Source organism: Pelagerythrobacter rhizovicinus (assembly GCF_004135625.1).
In the GTDB taxonomy this organism is placed as follows: domain Bacteria; phylum Pseudomonadota; class Alphaproteobacteria; order Sphingomonadales; family Sphingomonadaceae; genus Pelagerythrobacter; species Pelagerythrobacter rhizovicinus.
The window spans coordinates 171,115-195,118 of record NZ_SDPV01000001.1; the positions used below are offsets into that span (position 1 = coordinate 171,115).

Here is a 24,004-nt window from a genome sequence, read left to right on the forward strand (position 1 = left end):
AAAGCGATGTCTCGCGTCGGTTCGACCCTGCTTCTGTCCCTCCTCGCCGCCGCCTGCGCCGGCGAACCGGAATCGCCCTCCGATGCCACCGCGGTGAACACGTCGGGCAAGCGCGACGTACCGGTGGCCGAAGTGCCCGCCGAGGTTCTCGCGGCGGCGCGCGCGGAGCAGGGAGACTTCACGATTGACGAGGCCGAGATCGAGACACGCGACGGGCGCTCGTATTACGACGTCGGTGGTACGCTGGCCGACGGGACGGAGATCGAATTCGACGTCATGCAGGAAGAAGACGGGCAGTGGCGAGTGGTCGAGACCCAGCGCGACATTGCGCTTTCGGAAACGCCGCTGCCGGTGCGCGAGACCTTGACCGGGCACGATGGGGCCTTCTCACCGACCCGCATCATCGAGAGCGTGCAGGCCGACGGACTGGTCATCTACGAGCTCTACGGGCCCGACGGAAATGATCCGCAGGGGCGCAAGCTGGAGATCAGGTGGGATGGCGAGAGCGCCGACCTGCTGGCCCGCGAATGGGAGCACTAGGGTCCAGGCCCTAGCCGCCGTTCGGCGGTTTTGCGCCCGGGCAGCGGGTGCGCATTACTCCGGCTCGGCTTCGACCAGCCGGCATTCCACCGAGTAGCCGTTGAACTGCGCCTCGACCGTCTGGCCGGGCCGCGCGTCGTGGACACCCGTCACGGCGCCGGTGGAAATCCACTGCCCCGGGGCGAGTTCGATCCCGCGCTGCGCCAGGAGCTCGAACAGGAAGCGCGCCGAGCCCATCGCGCCATCCGGGAACGACGCCGCCCGCCCGCTCCCGACTTCCACACCGTCGATGAGCGTCCGGACGTCCCATTCCTCGAACCCGCTTTCACGCCAGTCCGGTATGGCATTCCCGATGACCAGACCGTTGTTGTTGCCGAAGTCGGAGATGACCGCCATCGGCCCGATGTCGTTGATCGCGCCCAGCGGCGAGCTGGCAATCTCGAGGCCGACGTGCACTGCATCGATCAGATCGGCCGCTTCCGCCAGCGTGAAAGCCTTCTTGCCGGACGGCGGCGCCGCTCCGACCCGCAGCAGAAACTCCGCCTCGCCCGCGGCGAAACCCTTGGCGAAGATCGGCATGTCCTCGCCGTTCTCGCGGCTCAGGAATATCGGGCCGGTGAGGCGATCCGCCTGAAAGCGAACGCTCAAGGGGGGCATGATCCGGCCCACCTTCCAGCCGATGATGGGGCGCTGCCACTCGGCGATGGCCCGGTCCTGGACCGCATAGGCCGCCGCGAGCGTGTCCGGAAGCATGCCGGGGTAATCGCTCAGCCCGTCCGCTGTTCGTCGCGCCGCCAGGAAGCGGCTGGCGATGGCCGCAGCATCTTCATTCACCAAAGTCACGTCAAACCCCTGAAGAACTTCATCCATTCAATATTGGAAACCGGTGTCATAAGCAACAGCGCTTCGCATTTTTCCTTGTTCGACGACGTACCCGGTGGGCCTGAAGGACGAGCGCTCAGAGCGTCACGCCACGCTTCCAGATCGCGATCTCCCGAGTGTCGTTCCTTTCGGACGCTGTCGGTTCGCCCGAAGCGTGCGCCAGGATCCGGTCGAGCAGCAATGCAGCGACCGCGCCCGGGCCCTCGGCCAGGACCGGCCCGGCATCGAAATCGATCCAGCGCGACTTGCGGGCCGCCAGTTCGGAGTTGGAGGCGATCTTGAGTGTCGGGGCCGGGAAGCCCAGCGGTGTGCCGCGCCCAGTCGTGAACAGGATCACCGTCGCACCCGCCGCCGCGAGCGCGGTCGAGGAAACCGCATCGTTGCCGGGCGCCTCGAGCAAGGTCAGGCCGGTGTGCCGCACCCGCTCGCCATAGCGAATGACATCGGCGAGTGGCGACTGGCCCGCCTTCTGAACCGCGCCGAGCGACTTCTCCTCCAGGGTCGTAATGCCTCCCGCGAGGTTTCCGGGAGACGGATTCTCCGAGACCGGCTGCCCGCTCTCCAGGAAGTAGCGCTTGAACTCGTTCACGAGCGCCACGGTGCGGTTGAACACGCCGGCGTCGCGGGCGCGGGCCATCAGCAGGTGCTCGGCGCCGAAAATCTCCGGAATCTCCGTCAGAACCGCTGACCCGCCCGCCCCCACGACCGCATCTGCCATGCGCCCGACCAGCGGGTTCGCGGTAAGGCCGCTGAACCCGTCCGATCCCCCGCACTTGAGGCCGAGGACGAGCTCCCCCAGAGACGCCGGCCGCCGCTCCGCGATCGAAGCAAGGCTGACGAGTTCGTCCACGAGCGCGAGCCCCTTCTCGATCTCGTCATCCACGCCTTGGGCCCGGAGCGTGCGCACGCGGCTCCGCAAGGCGTCCGGGATCTCCGCGACGAGGTCGTCCAGCTGGTTCGATTCGCAACCGAGCCCCAGCAACAGCACGCCGCCCGCGTTGGGATGGCAGGCGAGGGCGGCCAGGAGGGTCCTCGTGCTGTCGAGGTCGCTGCCGAGTTGCGAGCAGCCGTGCGGATGGGGGAAGGCATGAATGCCGTCGACCGCCTGTCCGTGGCGTGCTGCGGCGAGGCTGGCGATCCGCTCCGCCGTGCGGCCGACGCAACCGACGGTCGGCAGGATCCAGATCTCGTTGCGCGTGCCCACGCGACCGTCGGCCCGGTGATAGCCGAGGAACTCCGCATCGACCTGCGGCAGTGGTTCCGTCGGCGCGGGCTCGTACGAATAGCCCTCCAGGCCCTTCAGCCGGGTCTCGACGTTGTGGGTGTGGACGTGTGCGCCGGGGGCGATCTCCGCCGTCGCCCTCCCGATCGGCCAACCGAACTTGAACACGTCCGCACCCGCTCCGATGGGCGCGAGGGCGATCTTGTGCCCATGCGGCACAGGCCCGGCCGCAACCACTCTTCGCTCGCCCACGCGCAGCGCCTCGCCGGCGGCGACCGCGCGCAGCGCTACCGCGACGTTGTCGCGCGGGTGAAGGTGCAGGAGCGCCGGCATGTCTGCAGAAAGGGCGAAGGAAGCTTGCATCGTTGGAAACCGGTGTCAGTCTAGGCTTGCCTTCACGCCCTCGCAAGGGGCATGCCCTTGGCGGCGATGTGAGGAGTGGCTATGCGGACCGGAAAGAGAGGGCAGGGCGTTGGCGGAACAGGATAGATCATCGTCGTCCGCAAAACGCGCGGCGAAGCCGACCATCAACGACGTCGCGCGGCTGGCCGGCGTGTCGAAGAAGACGGTAAGCCGTGTCATCAACCGCTCCGCACTTCTCAACAGCGAGACGCGCGAACGCGTGGAGCGGGTGATCGACGAGTTGGGTTATGTGCCCAATCCGCAGGCGCGGGCGCTGGCGCTGCGCCGCAATTTCCTCATTGGCCTGATCCACGACAATCCCAACGCCCAGACCGTTCTGAACGTCCAGCAGGGCATCCTGGAGGCGTTGCAGGGGACCGAATTCGAACTGGTCGTGCGGCCGGTCGACCGCCGCTCCCCGCTCATGCTCGAAGATGTCCGCGCCTTCCTCAGCCGCCAGCGGTTGTTCGGCGTGATGCTGCTGCCGCCGATATCCGAGAACGACGTGCTCGCCGCCCTGTGCGACGAACTGGGCTGCCGTTACGTGCGCATGGGTTCGGCGGAGCTCGACGATCCGGATCATCTGGTTGCGTCGAACGATCGCGAGGCGGTTCGCGAGGCCACCACCTACCTCGTCGATCAGGGACACCGGCTGATCGGCCTCATCGAAGGCCCGCGCGGCTTCCGCTCGGCGTCCGAGCGCCGCGCAGGCTTCGAGCAGGCGATCGAGGCGGCGGGCATCGAATTGCCCAGGAACTTCATCGCCGAAGGAAACTACACGTTCGAATCGGGCATCCAGGCGGCCAACCGGCTGTTGGATCTTGCGCCGGCGCCGACCGCGATCTTCGCCTCCAACGACGAGATGGCTGCCGGGGTCGTGCACGCTGCCAACCAGCGCGGCCTGTCCGTGCCGGAAAACCTCTCGGTCATCGGTTTCGACGACACCGCCATAGCCGCGCACATCTGGCCGCCGCTTACGACCGTGCGCTGGCCCATCATTCCAATGGCGCGCTCGGCGGCGTTGAAGCTGGTCGGCAACCCCGCCGAGCGCAAGGGAGCAAGCGAACCGTCGCTGTTCCTCTCCAGCCTCGTACGACGAGCGTCGGTCGCCCCGCCGCGAGGCTGATACGCACCGTTCGGAAATTGCGCGGGGGCACCTTGCATCACCTCCTGACACCGGTTACCAACGGAACGAAGGCGGCGCTGATCGCCGCACGAGAAGGACAGGAATGACGCGGCCCCTCGATCTCGATCCCGATCGCCTCCTCCCGCCCGAACCGGGGGTGCGCGCAGTCGCGCGGGCGCTCTATGACGAGGTGCGGGGGCTGCCCATCGTCAGTCCCCATGGCCACACCGATCCCGCCTGGTTCGCGACCGACGCGGCCTGGACGAATCCGACCGAACTGCTGCTGGCGCCCGACCACTATCTGTATCGGATGCTCTACAGCCAGGGCGTATCCCTGGAGGCGCTGGGCGTTTCGAACAAGGCGGGCCCTTCGGCCGCGGATTCGCGCGAGGCCTGGCGGGCCTTCGCTTCCTGGTACCACCTCTTCCGCGGCACCCCGTCGCGCCTGTGGCTCGATCATGTGTTTGCGGACGTGTTCGGCATCGACGTGCGGCTCGAAGCGGCCACCGCCGATCACTACTACGACCGGATAATGGAGGCGCTTTCGACGCCGGCTTTCCGGCCGCGCGCCCTGTTCGACCGGTTCGGCATCGAGTGGCTGGCGACGACCGAGGGGCCGCACGACGATCTCGATCATCATGCCGCGATTCGCACTTCGGGCTGGAATGGGCAGGTGATCACGACCTACCGGCCGGACGCGGTCATCGACCCCGAGCATGAGGACTTCGTGCAAGCCCTCGCTCGCTTCGGTGACCTGACCGGCGAGAACGTCCATAGCTGGTCCGGCTATCTCGCCGCGCATCGCAAGCGGCGTGCCGATTTCCGGGCCGCCGGCGCAACGGCGACCGACCACGGCCATCCAACAGCGTCGACCGCCGACTTGCCTCGGGCGGAGAAGGAGGCGCTGTTTGCCCGCGTCGTCGGCGGCAGCTGGAGCACCGAAGATGCCGAGCTGTTCCGCGCGCAGATGCTGACCGAAATGGCCGAGATGAGCGTCGAGGACGGCATGGTCATGCAGATCCATCCCGGCGCGTTCCGCAATCATAACCGCTGGCTGCACGGGGCCTACGGCCGCGACAAGGGAGCGGATATTCCGTCGCGCACCGACTATGTCCGCGCGCTCAAGCCTTTGCTCGACCGGTTCGGCAACGAACGGCGCCTGTCGATCATCCTCTTCACGCTCGACGAGAGCAGTTACGCGCGCGAACTTGCCCCATTGGCCGGCCATTACCCGTGCCTCAAGCTCGGGCCGGCCTGGTGGTTCCACGACAGCCCGGAAGGGATGCGCCGCTTCCGCGAGATGACCACCGAGACGGCCGGCTTCTACAACACCGTCGGTTTCAACGACGATACCCGCGCATTCCTGTCGATTCCCGCGCGTCACGACGTCGCCCGTAGGGTCGACTGCGCCTTCCTCGCCCGCCTCGTCACCGAGCACCGGATCGAGGATTGGGAAGCGGCGGAACTCGCCCGTGAACTCAGCTACGACCTTGCCAAGCGCGCCTACCGGCTCGACGAGCCGCGCGCGCAAGCCGCCTGAACAGGAGAAGGATATGTTTGAAAGAACCTACTACGCCACGCACCCGGATATGATGGAGTGCGTCTCCAACGAGGAGCTGCGCGAGCGCTATCTGATCCAGAACCTGTTTACCGAGGGTGAGTGCGTGCTCAACTACACGCATGCGGACCGCTTCGTGATCGGCGGCGTGCTGGTGGGTTCGGGCACCGTGAAGCTGCCTGACCAAACGGAGCCGCCGTCCGCCGCCGGGCACCCGTTCCTCGAGCGGCGCGAGCTCGCGGTCGTCAACGTCGGCAAAGTCGAAGGCACCGTGACCGTGGACGGCGAGAGCTTCACCCTCGGCAACAAGGATTGCCTCTATGTCACCATGGGCGCGAAGGACGTGACGTTCTCCGGCCAGGGCGCGAAGTTCTATCTCGCCTCCTGCCCGGCGCACAAGGCGTTCCAGACCCGCAAGCTCTCGATCGCGGAGGCCAATGCACTGGACCGCGGGAGCCTCGAGGAATCGAACGAGCGGACCATCTACCAGCTCGTGATCCCGGGCGTGTGCGAAAGCGCGCAGCTCGTCATGGGGCTGACGGTGCTGAAGCCGGGCAGCGTGTGGAACACGATGCCGCCGCACATCCACGAGCGGCGTTCGGAGATCTACTTCTACTTTGAGCTCGACGATGTCGAAACCGACCGCGTCATGCACTTCATGGGCGAGGGCGAGGCGACCCGGCACATCGTGATGCAGAACGACGAAGCGGTGATCTCCCCGCCCTGGTCGATCCACATGGGCGCGGGCACGAAGGCCTACGCCTTCATCTGGGCCATGGCTGGTGAGAACCAGGACTACACCGACATGAACGTCCTCGACATCTGCCAGCTCCAGTGACCGCCATGTTCGACCTCAGCGGAAAAACCGCAGTAGTGACCGGCGCCAACACCGGCATCGGCCAGGGCATCGCCATAGCCCTGGCCGGGGCCGGGGCCGACGTGGCGCTGGTCGGCCGATCGAGCGCCGACGAGACGGCCGAGAAGATCCGCGCGCTGGGGCGCAGGGCCGCCCTGATCCGCGCCGATCTCTCGACCATCGAACCGGTGCAGGAGGTGGTGGACCGCACCCTGGCCGAACTCGGCGGACTCGACATCCTCGTCAACAACGCCGGCATTATCCGGCGCGCCGACGCGGTCGAGTTCACCGAGGAGGACTGGGACGCGGTCGTCGACACCAACCTCAAGTCGGTGTTCTTCCTCTGTCAGGCCGCCGGTCGGCACATGATCGGGCAGGGCAGGGGCAAGATCATCAACATCGCATCGATGCTCAGCTTCCAGGGCGGCATCCGGGTGCCGAGCTATACCGCCTCGAAGAGCGGCGTCGCGGGGCTCACGAAGCTGCTCGCCAACGAGTGGGCGGGCAAGGGCGTCAATGTGAACGCCATCGCGCCCGGCTATATCGCGACCAACAACACCGCGGCCCTGCAGGCGGACGAGGCCCGCAACCGGCAGATCCTCGAGCGCATCCCTTCGGGGCGCTGGGGCGATCCGTCCGATCTCGGCGGCGCGGCTGTGTTCCTCGCTTCCTCGGCGTCCGACTACGTGCAGGGCCACGTGCTCGCCGTCGACGGCGGCTGGCTGGCGCGCTGAGAGCGATGGGCCGCTTCGTCGCCTTCGGTGAGATCATGCTGCGCCTCTCGCCACCTGGGCGGGAGCTGCTGCTCCAGACGCCGAAGTTCGACGTCTGGACGGCAGGCGCGGAAGCCAACGTGGCAACCGCGCTCGCCTGCCTCGGCCACGACAGCGCGATGGTAAGCGCGGTGCCCCCGACCCCGCTCGGCGACGCGCCGGTGCGCGCGCTTCGCGGCTTCGGCGTCGACACCCGCGGCATCCAGCGCCGCGAGGGGCGCATGGGCCTCTACTTCGTGACGACGGGGGCCGGCCTGCGCGCGACGGACGTCATCTACGACCGCGCGGGCTCCGCCTTCGCTGAGACCCCGCCGGACGCCTGGGACTGGGATCGGCTGCTCGCGGGCGCCGACCGCCTGCACCTGTCGGGCATCACACCCGCGCTGGGGCAGAAAGGCACCGAGGCGGCCCTGAGCGCGGCCGAGGCTGCCCAGGCGCGGGGCGTGCCGATCTCGTTCGACGGCAATTACCGCGCGCGGCTGTGGGAGGCATGGGACAGCGATCCCAAGGCCACGCTGACCCGGCTGATCTCGAAGGCCGACATCCTGTTCGGCAATCACCGCGACATTTCGCTCCTGCTCAGCGAGAAGTTCGACGGCGACGGCCCCGACAGGCGGCGCGAGGCGGCAGAAGCAGCCTTCGAGGCCTTCCCGCAGCTCCAGCTCATCGCATCGACCGCGCGGCATCTCGACAATGTCGATCACCATCGCCTTTCGGCGCGCATCGACGCGCGGGACGGCGCGGCGCAGACCGACGAAGTGAGCGTGGCGGGAATCGTTGACCGGATCGGGGCGGGCGATGCCTTCACGGCGGGCGTGCTCCATGCCTTGCGCACGGGGCAGGACATCGCCGGCGCCGCCCGCACGGGTCTCGCGCTTACCTGCCTGAAACACAGCCTGCCGGGCGACGCGAGCGTGTTCGGCCAGAAGGATATCGACGCGTTCCTGGCGGGAGGGTTCGACGTCCGCCGATAACGCTGGGCCGACAATCGGGAGCCGCAAAAGCGGCCATTCGGGAGGGAAATGGATGCACCAGAAGGTGGCAGAAAAGAGCGGCTCCATCACCTTCGCGGTGCTGACCGCGACACTGGGCGGCCTGCTGTTCGGATATGACACGGCGGTCATTTCGGGCGCGGTCGAGGCGATCGAGGTCAACTTCATCGAGCCACGCGGCCTTCCGCCGAATGCCGGCGACAGTCTGGCCGGCTTCACCGTCGCGAGCGCGCTGATCGGCACGGTCATCGGCGCTGCCCTGGCAGGCATGCTGGCGACGCGGTTGGGCCGCCGCCGGTCGCTGATCCTCGCGGCCATATTGTTCTTCCTCTCGGCGGTGGGATCTGCATGGCCGGAGATCGGCTTCGGCGCGCCCGGATCGATGGGGCCGGACGCGCTCACCCTGTTCAACGTCTACCGCATCCTCGGCGGAATCGGAGTCGGGCTCGCCTCGATGATCTCGCCCATGTACATTGCCGAGATCGCGCCATCGGAACGGCGCGGGCATCTCGTCACCTGGCAGCAGCTCGCGATCATCGGCGGCATGCTGGTCGTCTATTTCGTCAACTGGGGCATTGCCCGCCAGGGCGACGAGCAATGGGTGCTGACGACGGGGTGGCGGCTGATGTTCGCGTCGGAATGCATTCCTGCCGTGCTGTTCTTCGGCATGCTCTTCTTCATTCCCGAAAGCCCGCGCTGGCTGGTCCAGAAGGGAGATGAGGAAGGCGCGGTGACAGTGCTCCATTTGCTCGGACTCCGCCGCCCCGGCCTTCTCGAGGAGATCCGCCAGTCGCTGGTGGTGCCGCGCCGGCCGCTGTTCTCCTACGGCGCGGCCCTGATCGCGGTCGGCTTGCTGCTGTCGATTTTCCAGCAGTTCGTCGGGATCAACGTGGTGCTCTACTACGCTCCGTTCATTTTCAAGAGCATGGGCGCGTCGACCGATACCGCCCTCTTGCAGACGGTCGCCGTCGGCGCGGTCAATCTCGGCTTCACGGTGATCGCCATGCTCACGGTCGACCGCTGGGGGCGCAAGCCGCTGATGATCACGGGCGCGGTGGTCATGGCGCTTTCGATGGGGACGCTCGGGACGCTGTTCTACGTCGACAGCCTTGGGCTCGGCGCGCTTCTCGCCATGCTCGTCTACATCGCCGGCTTTGCGCTGAGCTGGGGCCCGGTGGTCTGGGTGCTGCTGGCCGAGATCTTCCCGAACCCGGTGAAGGGGCAGGCGATGGCGCTCGCCGTTACCGCGCAGTGGATCTCCAACTTCCTCGTCTCGTGGTCGTTCAAGGTCCTCGACGGTGATCCCACGCTGGTGGCGATGTTCAACCACGGCTTCGCCTACTGGCTTTACGGCACGATGTCGGTGCTCGCCGCGATCTTCGTCTGGAAGATGCTGCCCGAGACCAAGGGCCGGACGCTCGAGGAGATGGGCGTGCTGTGGAAGGCGGAAGAGCGCCCCTGATGTACCTCGGGATCGACATTGGCACTTCGGCCGTGAAGGCCGTTCTCCTCGATGAGGAAGGGCGGCTACGCGGCGAAGGATCGGCGCCCATGTCGGTCTCCCGGCCCGGACCGCTGATGTCCGAGCAGGACCCGGACGACTGGTGGCGGGCGACCGAGGCCGCGGTCCTGTCGTTGCCGGCCGCGGACCGGCGCGCGGTCCGCGCAGTCGGTCTCGCGGGCCAGATGCACGGCGCCACTCTGCTTGATGACGCAGACCGGCCGCTCCGCCCCGCCATCCTGTGGAACGATGGCCGCTCCGGCGCCGAGTGCCGTTTGCTGGAGGAGGCGGAGCCCGGCACGCGCCGCATCACGGGCAATGCCGCCATGGCCGGCTTCACCGCGCCGAAGCTCCTCTGGGTGCGCGAGCACGAGCCCGACCTGTTCCAGCGGACCCGCACCGTGCTGCTGCCCAAGGATTACGTCCGCCTGCAGATGACCGGCGAGAAGGCCACCGACGTGTCGGATGCCAGCGGAACGCTGTGGCTCGATGTCGAGGCGCGGACATGGTCGCCGGCCATGCTCGCCGCCACCGGTCTCGGCGTGGACGCGATGCCCCGCCTGCACGAGGGGCCCGAGGCGACCGGCACGCTGCGGCGGACCGTCGCCGCCCGCTGGGGAATGGACGAAGTGCCCGTCGCGGCCGGCGGGGGCGACAATGCCGCCGCCGCGGTCGGACTCGGCGTCGTCGATCCCGGCGATTGCTTCCTATCGCTCGGCACCTCGGGCGTGTGCTTCGTCGCGACCGACCGGCTTCACGCTGCGCCCGACAATGGCCTGCACGCCTTCTGCCATGCCCTGCCCGGGCGCTGGCACCAGATGTCGGTCATGCTCAGCGCCGCCGCATGCCTGGACTGGGCGGCGGCGCTGCTCGGTCTGGACGACGTGCCGGCACTGCTCGCGGCCGCGGAACAGGCGCGCACGGATCGTTCGCTGCCGATCTTCCTGCCCTATCTCAGCGGCGAGCGGACGCCGCACGCCGATCCGCACGCGCAGGGCGTCTTCTTCGGCATGACCGCGACCACCGGCGCTCCGGAGCTTGCTCTTTCCGTGCTCGAAGGCGTCGCCATGGGGCTGCGCGACGGCCTGGACACGATCGCCGCGGCCGGTTCGTCGCCGGAGACGATCACCATGGCGGGCGGCGGCTCGCGGTCCTCGTTCTGGGGCGCGATCATTGCCGCCGCGCTCGATCGGCCGCTCGTGTTCAGGGAAGCGGGCGCGGTCGGACCGGCCTTCGGCGCCGCGCGCCTCGCCCGGCTCTGCGTGGAAGGGCATGCGGACGCCGTGATCCAGCCTCCCGCTGTCACCGGCATCGAAGAGCCCGACGCGGGCCGCGCCGCCCATTTCGCCGAACGCCAGCAGCGCTTCCGCGCGCTCTACCTCGCTCTTCAACCCCATTTTCGAGGCCGCCCATGACCGACCGGATTTTCGCAGACATCGCCCCGATCGCCTACGAAGGCGCGGACAGCGACAATATGCTCGCCTTCCGTCACTACGACCCGGACCGGCTGGTGCTCGGCAAGACGATGGCCGAGCACCTTAGGCTGGCGGTCTGCTACTGGCACAGCTTCGCCTGGCCCGGCGCCGACATTTTCGGGGCGGGCACGTTCGATCGGCCGTGGATGCCCGGCGAGATCTGCACCCCGGAGCGCGCTACGCTGAAGCTGGAGAACGCGTTCGACTTCTTCGAGCGTCTGGGCGCGCCGTTCTTCTGCTTCCATGATGTCGACGCCATGGCGACCGCCGCGACACCGGAAGAGCATCACCGCAACCTGTCCGAAATCGTCGAGCAGATGGTGCGCCGAATGGAAACGGGCGGGATGAAGCTGCTGTGGGGCACGGCCAATCTCTTCTCGCACCCGCGCTATGCGGCGGGCGGGGCGACCAGCCCCGATCCCGAGATCTTCGCCTGGGCAGCCTTCCAGGTGCGCGAGATGCTGGAGGCGACGCATCGCCTGGGCGGCGCGAACTACGTGCTCTGGGGCGGCCGGGAGGGCTATGACACGATCCTCAACACCGATCTCCGGCAGGAGATGGATCAACTCGGCCGCTTCCTGAACCTCGTGGTCGAGCACAAGCACAAAATCGGCTTTTCCGGCACGATCCTGATCGAGCCCAAGCCGCACGAGCCGACCAAGCATCAGTACGACCGCGACACGGCGACGGTGTACGGCTTCCTCGAACGCTACGGGCTCGTCGACGAGGTCCGGGTCAATATCGAGGCCAATCACGCGACGCTCGCCGGCAACAGCTTCGAACACGAGATCGCCACCGCGATGGCGCTCGGCATTTTCGGGTCGATCGACATCAATCGCGGCGATCCGCAGAACGGCTGGGATACCGACCAGTTTCCCAACGACGTGCCGGGGCTCACGCTGGCCCTGCTCGAGATCCTGAAAGGCGGCGGCTTCACCACCGGCGGCTTCAACTTCGACGCGAAAGTGCGCCGGCAGTCGATCGACCCGATCGACCTGTTCCACGGCCATATCGGCGGCATCGACGTGCTCGCGCGGGCACTGCTCAACGCGGCGGCGATCATCGAGGATGGGCGGCTCGGGCAGTTCGTCGAGGACCGCTATGCCGGCTGGCGGGGCGAGTTCGGGCGAAAGGCGCTGAACGAGCTGAGCCTCGAGGACCTCGCCGACCATGCGCTGCAGTCGAACGGCGACAGGCGACCTCCCTCCGGCCGGCAGGAATACCTCGAAAACCTGGTGAACAGGTTCGCATGATGGACAAGCTCGACCGCCGCCGTTTCCTGGGCAACTCGGCCCTGGCCGCCGCCGCGCTTTCGCTGCCGGCCGCTGCCTATGCCGCGCCGGGGCGGAGCAGCGTCGTCTCCACGACCAAGGGCCGCGTGCGCGGCACGGTGGAGGACGGGCTCCACGTGTTTCGCGGCCTGCGTTACGGACAGGACACGCGGCCGCACCGTTTCCAGGCGCCGCGCGCGCCGGAGCCGTGGAGCGGCATCGCCGATGCGACCGCCTTCGCGCCGTCCTGCCCGCAGCGGAGCGACCGCTACGCCTCGACCAGCGAGGATTGTCTGTTCCTCAACGTCTGGACGCCCGGGCCCGACCCGCGCGCGAAGCGGCCGGTGATGGTCTACATCCACGGCGGGGCCTATTCGTCGGGCAGCGTGGTCGATCCGCTGAACTATGGCCACCATCTCGCCTCGCGCGGGGACGTGGTGGTCGTCACGCTGAACCATCGCCTCAACGCCTTCGGGTATCTCTATCTCTCGCGGCTCGATCCGCGCTTCCCTGACAGCGGCAATGCCGGCCAGCTCGACCAGATTCTCGCACTACAGTGGATACGCGCCAATATCGCTAACTTCGGCGGCGATCCGGGGCGGGTCATGGTGTTCGGCCAGTCGGGTGGCGGCGCCAAGATCGCGACGATGATGGGCATGCCTGCGGCCAAGGGTCTGTTCCACAGCGCCGCGACGATGAGCGGGCAGCAGGTCACCGCCTCCGGCCCGCTGAACGCGACAGCGCGCACCCGCGCCTTCCTCGCCGACCTCGGCGTTCCGGAGAGGGACCTCGGCCGCCTGCTCGCCATGCCGACTGAGGCATTGGTCGAGGGGCTCGATGCGACCGATCCCGTCCTCGGCGGCGGCGTCTACTTCGGCCCGGTGCTCGACATGAAATGGCTGACCCGGCACCCGTTCTGGCCGGACGCCAATCCGCAATCGAACCACATCCCAATGATCCTCGGCAACACGCTCGACGAGACGCGCGCCTTCGTCGATCCGGACGGGCCGAAGGTCGCCGGCCTCGACTGGTCGAACATCGCCGAGCGCATGGCGCCCGAGCTGCGGATCGACATTCATCCCGAATGGGTCGTGGCGCAGTTCCGCGAACGCTATCCCGCATACACGCCCGAGCAGGTCTTCTACGCCGCCACGACGGCCGGGCGGAGCTGGCGCGGGCAGGTGATCGAGGCGGATGAGCGCGCACGAGCCGGCGCGCCCACCTGGGTCTATCGCGTGGACTATCAGTCGCCGGTCGAGCCGCGTCGTGGCGCACCGCACACGATCGACATCCCGCTCGTCTTCGGCACGCTCGACGCGGAAGGATCGATCACCGGCACCGGTCCGGACGCGCGGGCGTTGAGCGGCAAGATGATGGATTCCTTCGTCGCTCTCGCGCGCGATGGCAATCCGAACCATGGCGGCATACCGGAATGGCCGGTCCATACCTTGCCGGACCGCGAGACGATGCTGTTCGGCACAGAGGTCCGCGTGGCCAACGATCCGCGCCGGTGGGAGCGCGAGCTCTTCGGCCGGGTGCCCTATATCCAGCCGGGGACCTAGTCGGCCGCTCGCGCGGGCAGCGGGTAGGAAATGATCAGCTCCAGCGGCTCGGGTCCGACTTGCCGAATGCCGACTTCGGCATCGGCGTAGAGGTAGGCCGCCATTCCCGGACCAAGGCGCCGTGTCTTTCCGTCGCTCTCGAGCTCGCCTTCGCCCGAGAGCACGTAGTAGACTTCGTCGTGGTTGATCGGGTGGACGCCGATCGCGGCACCCGGATGGAGCACGCGCTTGCGGAACTCCATCGTCCGCCGCGGTGCGGCGTCGCTGATCCTGTAGGCGGTGCTCATACCGATCGCGCCGTGCGGCGGCGGCTCCTGGCGGACGACCTCCTGCTCGTCGATCACCACGCCTCGCGCGGCCGGCTGCGGCAGGCCGGCCGCCCAACGCAGGCCGGCGGCGAGATGCGCGAGGAACAGCGGCTCGGAATAGCTTTCGGGCGTGTGCCCCATCGCGGTGTAGAAGACGCGCCCGCCCTCGAAACGGTGCGCCCAGGCGACCGGCTTGGGATTGACCGCCGCTTCGCCGATCGACGCGGGATCGAACGTGGCGAGGAGGGTGACCGTCGGATCGAAGTCGTCGAACAGGTAATACTCGTCGGTGCGCCGGAAGCTCTCGGGCAGCACGAGGGCGGCCGGGTGATCGGCATCGGTGCGGTGGAGGTCGGCTGTCGGCGTCCCTTCCGGATGGCGGGCGAACTGCGCGCCGATCATCCGCCGATACCAGGGCCAGTGCGCGTGCGAATCGGCTGCCGCGTGGATGCCGACCACCCCGCCGCCGCCGCGAACGAATGCCTGCAACCCGGCGCGGCGCGGGCCGACGAGCCATTCGGACGCAGGATTCTTCCGGTCGGTGGTGGTGTTGAGCAAGATGATCGCGGCGAAGCCGTCCAGTCCGTCGCTCTCGAAAACCGCTGGGTCGTCCGAGGCGACCAGCGTGAACCCGTCCCGCTCGGCGAGACCGCGGATCGCGATAATGCCGGGCTCGATCGAGGCGTGACGATAGCTGGTGGTGTGGCTGAACAGCAGGACCTTCGGCGCGGCCCAGGCTGCCGCGGGACTGAAAGCAAGGGTGAGGATCAGCGCGAGCGCACCGACGATTCGCATCGTTACAGCCGCCATCATTCCGCCTCCTGCTGCCGCATCAGCCGGTCGCGCGTGCTCGTCGGCTGCTGCACGAAATCGTCCCTCTGGCCCGGATAGCGCCCGGATTTCGGCTCCATCGTATCGAGGTTCCACTCTTCCGCGACGAAGGGCGCCCGGGTGGGTTCGACCATCGGATAGCCGCCGACTTCCTCCTCGCTGTCGATAATCTCGCCGCGGCCTTCGGCGACATCGAATATCACGCGGATGTCGTGCGCATCGCGGTCCCACGGGCGGGCGCCGGCATATCGCAGGACATGCGTCTCCACCTGATTCACCGGGAGTACCTCGAGCCCTTCGGGCCAGACGGTCGGCTCATCGGTTTCGACGATCTTCGCGGGGCTGGTGGTGTAGCGGCCGAACATCGGCAGCGGCTCGCCCAATCGGCCGACGGCGACATTGTCGCGCCCATAGTAGCGCAGGTCGCCGACGCCGCCGATCGACAGGAAGGTGATGTCATCGCGGGTGGAGAAGCCCCCGCGCAGAACATTGCCGACAGCCGAGAGTTCGCCGGCCTGGTGCGGATGGTCGCCCCATTCGAGATCCATCAGGTTGTAATGGATCGCCTGTGCGCCCGGATTGAAGATGAAGTTGTTCACCACCGCCGCCTGAGCACCGCCCTTCAGCATCGGGTTGCGCTCGTAATTGTGGGCATAGAGGTTGCGGTAGATGAGGATGCCGGTCGCGTTGTCGTGGATAAGCGAGCCCTTGCTATGCTCTCCCTTCGGATGGCTGGCATGGGCGAGGCCTTCTGCGAGAATGTTGTACGAGAAGGTGATGTTCCGTGAGGTTCCCGTGCGCCATTCCTCCACCGTATCGCCGGTGAAGCGCGGGCCGGAGGCGGACAGGTTTTCGTCGACGGACCAGGTGATCGAGCAGTGATCCACGATTACGTTGCGCGCGGCGACGGTGGAGATGCCGTCGGCTTCCCAGTCGCTCCGCGCCGGCTGCCCCGAAACGCCGGAACGCACGCGGATATGGCGGACGATCACGTCGTGCGTGCGAATATCGAGTCCGCCGCGGATGATGGTGATTCCGGGCGACGGTGCCGTCTGGCCGGCTATCGTCAGATAGGGCTCGTCGATGCTTATCGTGCTCAGGCCGAGATCGATGACGCCGCCGACTTCGAAGACCACGATTCGCCGGCCGGATGTCTCCAGCGCCGCCTTGAGCGAACCTGGACCCTCGGCATCGAGATTGGTGACGCGTACGATGATGCCGCCGCGTCCTCCTTGCGTTTCGGCCGCCCAGCCTGCCGCGCCGGGGAATGCCTCTGCCCGTAGCGGAGAAGCCACAATCAGCAGCAGAAGGGCCAAAACAACGCGCATCATTATCTCTCTCCCCATCACCGGTCTTGACAGCGTCTCGCGCCGGGCGCAGTCTTATGACACCGGTTACTTAAGTCATGCAACCGGAATGATGACTGGGCGGACAAGCGCAGCATCGGTGGGAGAGAGTGGGGCCCTTCGTTGCCTGAACTCCGAACGTTGTTCTCCCGCCGGACTGTCGCCTCGCTTAGACACCGGTGTCATTTGAGTTTTCGCCGCGAAGGCGTGAGAACAAGGGAGAGAGGAATGCGCAAGGATCAGGACATCGCACCGCGGAAGCTCAGGCTCACGCGGCTCATGGGGGCGAGTTCGCTTTTCGTCCTGGCAGCCGCGGCCCTGCCTACGGTGGCCGCGGGACAGGAGACGGACACCTCGCCCAGCCCGGCGCAAGGCGGAGCGGATGAGGCGGTCGCTCAGGAGGCGATCGGAGAAGAGGACAACGTGATCGTCGTCAGTGGCTTTCGCGCATCCCTCGACGCGGCACTCGACATGAAGCGCGAATCGATTTCGGCGATCGATGTCATCGTTGCAGAAGACATCGCCAAGTTCCCCGACCAGAACCTCGCCGAATCGCTCCAGCGCATTCCCGGCGTCGCGATCGAGCGCGATGCGGGCGAAGGGCGCGCGATCACCGTCCGCGGCCTCGGCGCCCAGTTCACGCGCGTCCGCGTCAACGGCATGGAAACCATCGCGACCTCGACCGACGGGGCGTCAGCCAACCGCGATCGCGCGTTCGACTTCAACGTGTTCGCTTCGGAGCTTTTCAACTCGATCGTCGTCCACAAGACCGCATCGGCCTCGCTCGATGAAGGGTCGCTCGGTGCGGTGGTGGACCTCAACACCGGCAACCCGATCGGCTATGGCGCCGGTCTGACACTGACTGCGTCGGCACAGGCGCGGTACAACGACCTCAACGACGATGTCGGCCCGCGCCTTGCCGGACTGGTCGGCTGGACGAACGATGCCGAGACCTTCGGCATCTCCGCTTCGGTCGCCTACTCGCAATACAAGACATCGGAGCTCGGCAACAACTCGGTGCGCTGGGCACAGGCTCCGTTCCGCTCGGTCAACGGCGTTGCATGCGACCTCGACGATCCGACCGGCGAGTGCGCGGAGGTGGCCGATGCTTTCCACCCGCGCATCCCGCGCTACGGTCTCGTCGGCCACGATCGCGAACGGCTGGGCGCGACCGGATCGATCCAGTTCCAGCCGACCGATCGCACCAACATCTCGATCGATGGCCTCTATTCGAAGTTCACGGAAGATCGGGACGAGTTCTGGGGTGAGGTGCTGCTGCGCAGCGAAGAAGACACGATAGACATCTCCAACTACGTGATCGACGGCGACAACAACATCATCTCGGCCGAACTCGACAACGCCTACGTCCGCACCGAACGCTATCATCGCGAGAGCTCGACCGAGTTCTATCAGATCTCGGCCAATCTCGATCACGAGTTCAGCGACGTGTTCAGGGGCACTTTGCGGGGCGGCTTCTCGCGCTCCGATGCGGACATTCCGGTCGAGACCTCGCTGATGTTCGATGATCGATCGGACGGCTACACTTACGACTATTCCGACATGGAATCGCCGCTTTTGTCGTTCGGACCCGGAATCGACAATCCGGCGGCCTTCGAACTTGCTGAATTCCGCGATCGGCCTTCCTCGGTGACCAACAAGTTCCGCACCTTCGCTCTCGATCTCGAATGGGACGTGGCCGATGGGTTCCAGATGGCGGGCGGCGGCTTCTACCGGCGGTTCGATTTCGACACCGTGGGGTTCCGGCGCGACGGAGTGTATTGTCAGGCGTTCGACTGTGCGCCGGGTGCTTCGGGTGCGCCGGTAACCGACGATCTCGCCGATATCTTCGAGCTGGGCGACGCGGGTCAACCGGAAGGCAACACCAACCGGTGGGTCGTGCCGAACCTCGACGCCGCGACCGATTTTATCGATCTCTATAACCGCGAAGCCGTGCTGGATCAGGGAGGGCAGCGTTCGGTTACCGAGGAAGTGACCGGCGGCTGGCTGCAGGCGAATTACGAGACATCCCTGTTCGGCATGCGTGTCACCGGCAACGCGGGCATGCGCTACGCCAAGACCGACCAGACGTCCGAAGGGTTCCTGAGCGGCACTTACAGGACCATAGAGCGGACGTACGACGATTGGCTGCCGGCCATGAATGTCAACATCTTCCCGGCCGATAACCTGATCCTGCGTGGTGCCATTGCCAAGGTCATGACCCGGCCGAGCCTGGGCTCGCTGACACCTGGCGGGTCGGTCGATCAATTCAACTTCCGCATCTCGAGCGGCAATCCCTACATCGATCCCTATCGCGCGACCAACTACGACGTGGCGCTCGAGTGGTACTTCGCCCCCGGCGCGCTTGCGTCGGTGGCGCTCTTCGCCAAGGATATCGAGAGCTTCCCGCTCGGCACCTCAACCGAGGGTACATGGGCGGACAGCGGCTTGCCGACCTCCCTGCTGACTCCTGGCACGCCGGTCTACGATGCGATCGTCAACGGCACCGACCCTGACCGGGAGTTCGAGTTCAGGACCACGGGGAACGGGCCCGGGGCAAGCCTGAAGGGTGTCGAGTTCGGCCTCAACCTGCCCTTCTCGGCGTTTTCGACCGTGGGTCTGCTGCGCCATTTCGGCGTGCTCGGCAACGTGACGCTGATCGAAAGCGACGTCGATTACACGGTCGGGGGAGAGGTCTACACCCGGCCGCTCACGGGCTTGTCGAAGAAATCGGCGAACGGGACCGTCTACTACGACGACGGCAAGCTCTCGATCCGCGTTTCGGGCGCCTATCGCGGCGGCTATATCACCGGCACGAGCGGCAACAGCAACATCTTCGAAGGGTTCGGCAGTTCGTTCAATCTGGACGCGGCCATTCGCTATCAGCTGACCGACCAGATCGAATTGTCGCTCGACGGCACCAACCTGACGGACGACTATCGCTATCGCTGGACCGACGACTTTGCGCGCCGGAACTACGAAAACAATCACTTCGGTCGCGTGATCATGGCAGGCGTGCGCTTCAAGCTGTGATGCGCCTGACGCGGTAACTCCCCCCTGGGCCGGCTCGCGCGATTGCCGCGGCCGGCCATTTCTTTCTTGCAAGGAGACATCTCCAGCATGTTCGATCGAAGGACCGGCCTGAAAGCGGTCGCAGCCGCCGGCCTCCTCCAGCTTCTCCCGGCGCGGGCGCTTGCGCAGGGTTCGCGCTCCACTTCATCGCTCGATCCTTACGCGGACATGGTGTGGGGGCGGGGCTTCGAGGGGCAGCGCAAGGCGGACCTCGGCGACGGGCATTTCCTCAATCCGGTATTCGCCGGCGACCATCCGGACCCGACCATTCTGCGGGATGGCGAGGACTACTACCTCACCTTCTCCAGCTTCGACGCCTATCCGGGTCTCGTCATCTGGCACAGCCGCGATCTGGTGAACTGGCAGCCGGTAACGGCCGCGCTCACCAAGCCGATCGGCTCCGTCTGGGCGCCCGAGCTGGTCAAGCACGACGGCCGCTACTTCCTCTACATTCCGGCGCGGTTCCCCGATTACAAGTCGATCTACGTCATCCACGCGGAGCGGATCGAAGGGCCGTGGTCCGACCCGATCGACCTGAGACTCCCCGACCATATCGATCCGGGCCATGCCGTGGGCGAGGACGGCAGCCGCTGGCTGTTCCTTTCCGGCGGCGACCGCGTGCGCCTTGCGCCCGACGGCCTTTCGGTCGTGGGCGAGGTAGAGCATGTCTACGACCCCTGGCGCTATCCCGAGGAGTGGGTGGTCGAGACTTTCGCGCCCGAGGGTCCCAAGATCACCAAGCGCGGCGACTACTACTACATGACCACCGCCGTTGGCGGCACGGCGGGCCCGCCGACCGGCCACATGGTCATCATGGCGCGCTCGCGCTCGATCAACGGGCCCTGGGAGCATGCCTCCAACAACCCCCAGATCCGCACAAAGAGCGCGCGCGAGAAATGGTGGTCGCGCGGCCATGCGACGCTGTTCGAAGGACCGGGCGGCCAGTGGTGGATGATCTACCACGGCTACGAGAACGGCTACTGGACACTGGGCCGGCAGGCCTTGCTGGAGCCGGTCGAATGGACCGAGGATGGCTGGATAGAGCCGCTGGGCGGCGATCTGTCGGAACCGATCGAGAAGCCGCTCGACCTCGCCGACCAGCAGCACGGGATGCCGCTGAGCGACGATTTCACGGCGGACAAGTTCGGCGTCCAGTGGAGCTTCTACGATCCCGCGCCGGACGAGGTGCAGCGCCTCCGCCGGGCGAACGGCGTGCTCCACATGCGCGGCAAGGGAAGCACGCCGAGCGATTGCTCGCCCCTCTCGTTCGTCAACGGCGACCAGCGCTATCGCATCGAGGCGGATGTCGAGGTCGATGCAGGTGCGGAAGCGGGCCTTCTCCTGTTCTACAATCGGCGACTCTATGCCGGGCTCGGTTTCGGACAGAAGGGGCTGATGATGCACCGCTACGGCCTGCAGCGCCCTCGCGGCGCCATTCCGGGGCAGCGCGACAAGGGTGCTGCGCCGGTGAACAGGATGCGCATTCGCCTGACAAACGACCGCAATATCCTCACGATCCATACCAGCCAGGATGGCGGCCGGAGCTGGCAGAAATTCGACGTGCAGATGGAAGTCTCGGGCTATCACCACAACGTCGCCTACGACTTCCTCAGCCTCCGTCCGGCGCTCTACGTCGCCGGCAGCGGCGAAGGGCGCTTCTCCAATTTCACGTATGAGGCCCTGGCATGAAGTTCGATCGCAGAACGGCCTTGATGGGGGGCGTGGCGCTGGGCCTCGCATCGCGCGCGGCTGCCCAGACCGCGGCGCCGGCGACGCCCGCTTCCCCCCACCTGACGTTTCCCGACCCGGCGGAAACGATCGATCTGTGGCCGGCGGGCGCTCCGGGGGCGCCCGAGACGCTGCCGGTCGAGACGGTGAAGGAGCGGAGCACCGATCCGGCGTTCAACGACCGCTATGTCTTCGGCATCTCCCGGCCGCGTCTCGCCGTCTTCCGACCCGAGCGCCCGAACGGCGCCGCCGTCATGATCTCCCCTGGCGGCGGTTACAGCTGGGTGGTGATCGACAAGGAAGGCTACGAGATGGCGCGCTGGCTGAACGGGCGCGGCATTACGGTCTTCGTGCTGTTCTACAGGCTGCCGCATGAAGGCTGGGCCGCGGGGCCGGACGTGGCCTTGTCGGACGCGCAGCGCGCGATGCGCCTGATCCGGCATCGCGCCGATGCTTACGGCCTTGATCCGAAGCGGATCGCGGCCATGGGCTTTTCCGCCGGGGGCCACTTGTGCGCCGATCTGATGACCCGCTTCGACGCCAGGGTCTACGATCCGGTGGACGCTGCCGACCGCCTCTCGGCCCGTCCCGATGCCGCAGCGCCGATCTATCCGGTCATCTCCATGACCGCCCCCACGGCTCATGCCGGATCGCGCAAGAATCTGATCGGTGAAGCGGCTTCTCCGGCGCTCGAGCGGGCGCATACGCCCAGCTTCAACGTCCCGGCCGATGCGCCACCCGCTTTCCTTCTCCACGCAGAGGATGACGGCTCGGTGGCGGTCGAGAACACGCTGATGCTCCGTGCCGCGCTGCGCGAGCGGGGCATCGCCACCGAGACTCATCTCTACGCCGATGGCGGGCACGGCTTCGGTCTCCGGCTTGCGAAAGGAAAGACCGTCGAGGGCTGGGAGCATCTCTTCCACCGCTGGGGTCAGGGACAGGGACTGTGGGCATGATTCTTCGCCTGTTCTGCGCGATCGCGCTGATCCTGGTCACGGCGCCTCAAGCCCGGGCTCAGAGCCAGGAAGAGATCGAACAGACCATGAAGCGCGCTACACGCTTCATGGTCGAGGAGGTCTCGACCAACGGCGGCTACGTCTGGTCCTACCTGCCCGACATGTCCCGCCGCTGGGGCGAGATTGAGGCGAAGCCGAGCATGATCTGGGTGCAGCCGCCGGGCACCGCCACGATGGGCCATCTGTTCCTCGACGCCTATCACGCCACGGGCGACGAATATTATTATCAGGCGGCCGAGAAGGCCGCGGCGGCGCTCATCCGGGGCCAGCATCGCAGCGGCGGCTGGAACTACTTCATCGATTTCGCCGGGCCTGCCTCGACCCGTCACTGGTACGAAACGATCGGCAAGAACGCGTGGCGGATGGAGGAATTCCAGCACTACGCCGACAACGCGACGTTCGACGATGCCGGCACCTCGGAAGCGATGCAGTTCCTCCTGCGCCTCTACGTCGAGAAGCTGGACCCGAAATATCGCCCGGCACTGGACAAGGCGATCAAGTTCGTTCTGGAGAGCCAGTATCCGGTCGGCGGCTGGCCTCAACGCTGGCCCTACGACCCCGAGTACCCGGAGTATGCGCGCTATATAACCTTCAACGACGACGTTGCGGCCGAGAACATCAAGTTCCTGACCATGGTCTACCAGACGCTGGGCGATACTCGCGTCGTCGATCCGATCATCCGTGCGATGAACGCCTTCGTGGTGACTCAGCTCGGGCCCCCGCAGCCGGGGTGGGGTCTTCAGTATACGCTCGACCTCAAGCCAGCGGGCGCACGGACCTACGAGCCCAATGCGCTGCACACGGGCACGACGGCAGCGAACGTACGGCAGCTCATGGACTTCTACCGCATGACTGGCGAGACCAAGTTCCTCGCCCGCATCCCGGAGGCGCTGGACTGGCTTGAGTCGGTGCGCCTGCCGGAGGGGCAGGGAAGCGGCGATCGCCATTTCCCGACGTTCATCGAAATCGGCACCAACCGGCCGATCTATGTTCACCGCCGCGGCTCGAACGTCGTGAACGGTGAATATTACTGGGATTACAATCCCGAAGCGCCGCTGGGTCACTATTCCGCCTACCGCGCCATCGACGTTGCGGCGCTGCGGCGCGAGTACGAGGCACTGAAGGCCCTGCCGCCCGAAGAGGCTGTCCGCAGCTCGCCGCTCCATGCGACGGAGAGGACGCCGCTTCCGCGCTATTTCGTGGTGGATCTCGAGACCGGTTCCGATCTCAATGCCCGGGACGCCGCCGAGCCCGCAACGCTCGTACGCACGCTGAACGACGACGGCTGGTGGCCGACGCCGCTCTACGCAACCAGCAATCCCTATCGCGGCGACGGCCCGGCCGAGGCCGTGCCGGGTGATTACCGCTCGACCCATGTGGGGGACGCGAGCGATACTTCGCCCTATACGGCCGAAACGCCGGTGACCGGCATCTCGACCTCGGCTTACATCGCCAACATGAGCCGTCTCATCGCGGCGCTGATTGCCGAGCAATGATGCGGTCGAGCCCATTCCCCTCGCCCACGGAGGCTCTCCGGAACGAGCTC

The 24,004-nt window shown here is 66.7% G+C and carries 18 protein-coding genes; 14 read left to right on the forward strand and 4 right to left on the reverse strand.

The window, feature by feature from the left end; translation table 11 throughout:
* Nucleotides 1–6: 6 nt before the first annotated feature.
* A complete protein-coding gene (locus ETX26_RS00950) occupies nt 7–540 on the forward strand; it encodes a PepSY domain-containing protein (protein ID WP_129522850.1) in 534 nt (177 codons plus the stop codon).
* Between the two features lie 54 nt (nt 541–594).
* Here the strand turns inward: ETX26_RS00950 and ETX26_RS00955 are convergent, their stop codons facing one another.
* Together ETX26_RS00955 and ETX26_RS00960 are read right to left on the reverse strand one after the other, a co-directional pair.
* Entirely contained in the window at nt 595–1,377 is a 783-nt protein-coding gene (locus tag ETX26_RS00955; protein ID WP_404825278.1) for a 2-keto-4-pentenoate hydratase, read from the reverse strand.
* Nucleotides 1,378–1,498: 121 nt separating this feature from the next.
* The gene (locus ETX26_RS00960) at nt 1,499–3,007 is read right to left on the reverse strand and encodes a UxaA family hydrolase (RefSeq protein WP_225425444.1); all 1,509 of its coding nucleotides are present in this window, start codon (nt 3,005–3,007) and stop codon (nt 1,499–1,501) included.
* Nucleotides 3,008–3,116: 109 nt separating this feature from the next.
* Between ETX26_RS00960 and ETX26_RS00965 the strand changes: the two genes are divergently transcribed.
* From ETX26_RS00965 to ETX26_RS01005, 9 genes are all read left to right on the forward strand, one after another.
* Nucleotides 3,117–4,172 carry a LacI family DNA-binding transcriptional regulator gene (locus tag ETX26_RS00965; RefSeq protein ID WP_225425445.1) on the forward strand — a complete coding sequence of 352 codons (1,056 nt, stop codon included), beginning with the start codon at nt 3,117–3,119 and terminating at the stop codon, nt 4,170–4,172.
* A 103-nt stretch (nt 4,173–4,275) separates the two neighbouring features.
* Nucleotides 4,276–5,712 (forward strand): glucuronate isomerase, encoded by a 1,437-nt coding sequence (uxaC, locus tag ETX26_RS00970; protein ID WP_129522854.1) that lies wholly within the window; start codon nt 4,276–4,278, stop codon nt 5,710–5,712.
* A 13-nt stretch (nt 5,713–5,725) separates the two neighbouring features.
* Nucleotides 5,726–6,568 (forward strand): 5-dehydro-4-deoxy-D-glucuronate isomerase, encoded by an 843-nt coding sequence (gene kduI, locus ETX26_RS00975; RefSeq protein ID WP_129522855.1) that lies wholly within the window; start codon nt 5,726–5,728, stop codon nt 6,566–6,568.
* Entirely contained in the window at nt 6,565–7,320 is a 756-nt protein-coding gene (gene kduD, locus ETX26_RS00980) for a 2-dehydro-3-deoxy-D-gluconate 5-dehydrogenase KduD (protein WP_129522856.1), read from the forward strand. The genes kduI and kduD overlap by 4 nt, the downstream gene beginning before the upstream one ends.
* A 5-nt stretch (nt 7,321–7,325) precedes the next feature.
* Entirely contained in the window at nt 7,326–8,333 is a 1,008-nt protein-coding gene (locus ETX26_RS00985; RefSeq protein WP_129522857.1) for a sugar kinase, read from the forward strand.
* Between the two features lie 52 nt (nt 8,334–8,385).
* Nucleotides 8,386–9,813: a D-xylose transporter XylE gene (gene xylE / locus ETX26_RS00990; protein WP_129522858.1), complete on the forward strand. Its 1,428-nt coding sequence runs from the start codon at nt 8,386–8,388 to the stop codon at nt 9,811–9,813.
* Entirely contained in the window at nt 9,813–11,267 is a 1,455-nt protein-coding gene (gene xylB, locus ETX26_RS00995) for a xylulokinase (RefSeq protein WP_129522859.1), read from the forward strand. The genes xylE and xylB overlap by 1 nt, the downstream gene beginning before the upstream one ends.
* A complete protein-coding gene (gene xylA / locus ETX26_RS01000) occupies nt 11,264–12,580 on the forward strand; it encodes a xylose isomerase (protein ID WP_129522860.1) in 1,317 nt (438 codons plus the stop codon). The genes xylB and xylA overlap by 4 nt, the downstream gene beginning before the upstream one ends.
* Nucleotides 12,580–14,160 carry a carboxylesterase/lipase family protein gene (locus ETX26_RS01005; protein ID WP_129524081.1) on the forward strand — a complete coding sequence of 527 codons (1,581 nt, stop codon included), beginning with the start codon at nt 12,580–12,582 and terminating at the stop codon, nt 14,158–14,160. Before xylA ends, ETX26_RS01005 begins: the two co-directional genes overlap by 1 nt.
* Here ETX26_RS01005 and ETX26_RS14405 read toward each other — a convergent pair.
* Nucleotides 14,157–15,281, reverse strand: coding sequence for a ThuA domain-containing protein (locus ETX26_RS14405; RefSeq protein WP_404825248.1), 1,125 nt, complete (start codon nt 15,279–15,281; stop codon nt 14,157–14,159). The genes ETX26_RS01005 and ETX26_RS14405 overlap by 4 nt on opposite strands.
* Complete coding sequence (locus tag ETX26_RS01015) at nt 15,278–16,630, reverse strand: pectate lyase family protein (protein WP_404825249.1); 1,353 nt, start codon at nt 16,628–16,630, stop codon at nt 15,278–15,280. Before ETX26_RS01015 ends, ETX26_RS14405 begins: the two co-directional genes overlap by 4 nt.
* 243 nt (nt 16,631–16,873) lie before the next feature.
* Between ETX26_RS01015 and ETX26_RS01020 the strand changes: the two genes are divergently transcribed.
* The 4 genes from ETX26_RS01020 to ETX26_RS01035 all read left to right on the forward strand — a co-directional run bounded on the left by ETX26_RS01020 (nt 16,874) and on the right by ETX26_RS01035 (nt 23,954).
* Complete coding sequence (locus tag ETX26_RS01020; RefSeq protein WP_129522861.1) at nt 16,874–19,675, forward strand: TonB-dependent receptor; 2,802 nt, start codon at nt 16,874–16,876, stop codon at nt 19,673–19,675.
* An 87-nt stretch (nt 19,676–19,762) separates the two neighbouring features.
* On the forward strand, nt 19,763–21,403 hold the full coding sequence (locus ETX26_RS01025; protein WP_404825250.1) for a family 43 glycosylhydrolase: 1,641 nt from the start codon (nt 19,763–19,765) through the stop codon (nt 21,401–21,403).
* Nucleotides 21,400–22,398 (forward strand): alpha/beta hydrolase, encoded by a 999-nt coding sequence (locus ETX26_RS01030; RefSeq protein ID WP_129522862.1) that lies wholly within the window; start codon nt 21,400–21,402, stop codon nt 22,396–22,398. Before ETX26_RS01025 ends, ETX26_RS01030 begins: the two co-directional genes overlap by 4 nt.
* Entirely contained in the window at nt 22,395–23,954 is a 1,560-nt protein-coding gene (locus ETX26_RS01035) for a pectate lyase (protein WP_129522863.1), read from the forward strand. The genes ETX26_RS01030 and ETX26_RS01035 overlap by 4 nt, the downstream gene beginning before the upstream one ends.
* The last annotated feature ends 50 nt before the right edge of the window (nt 23,955–24,004 follow it).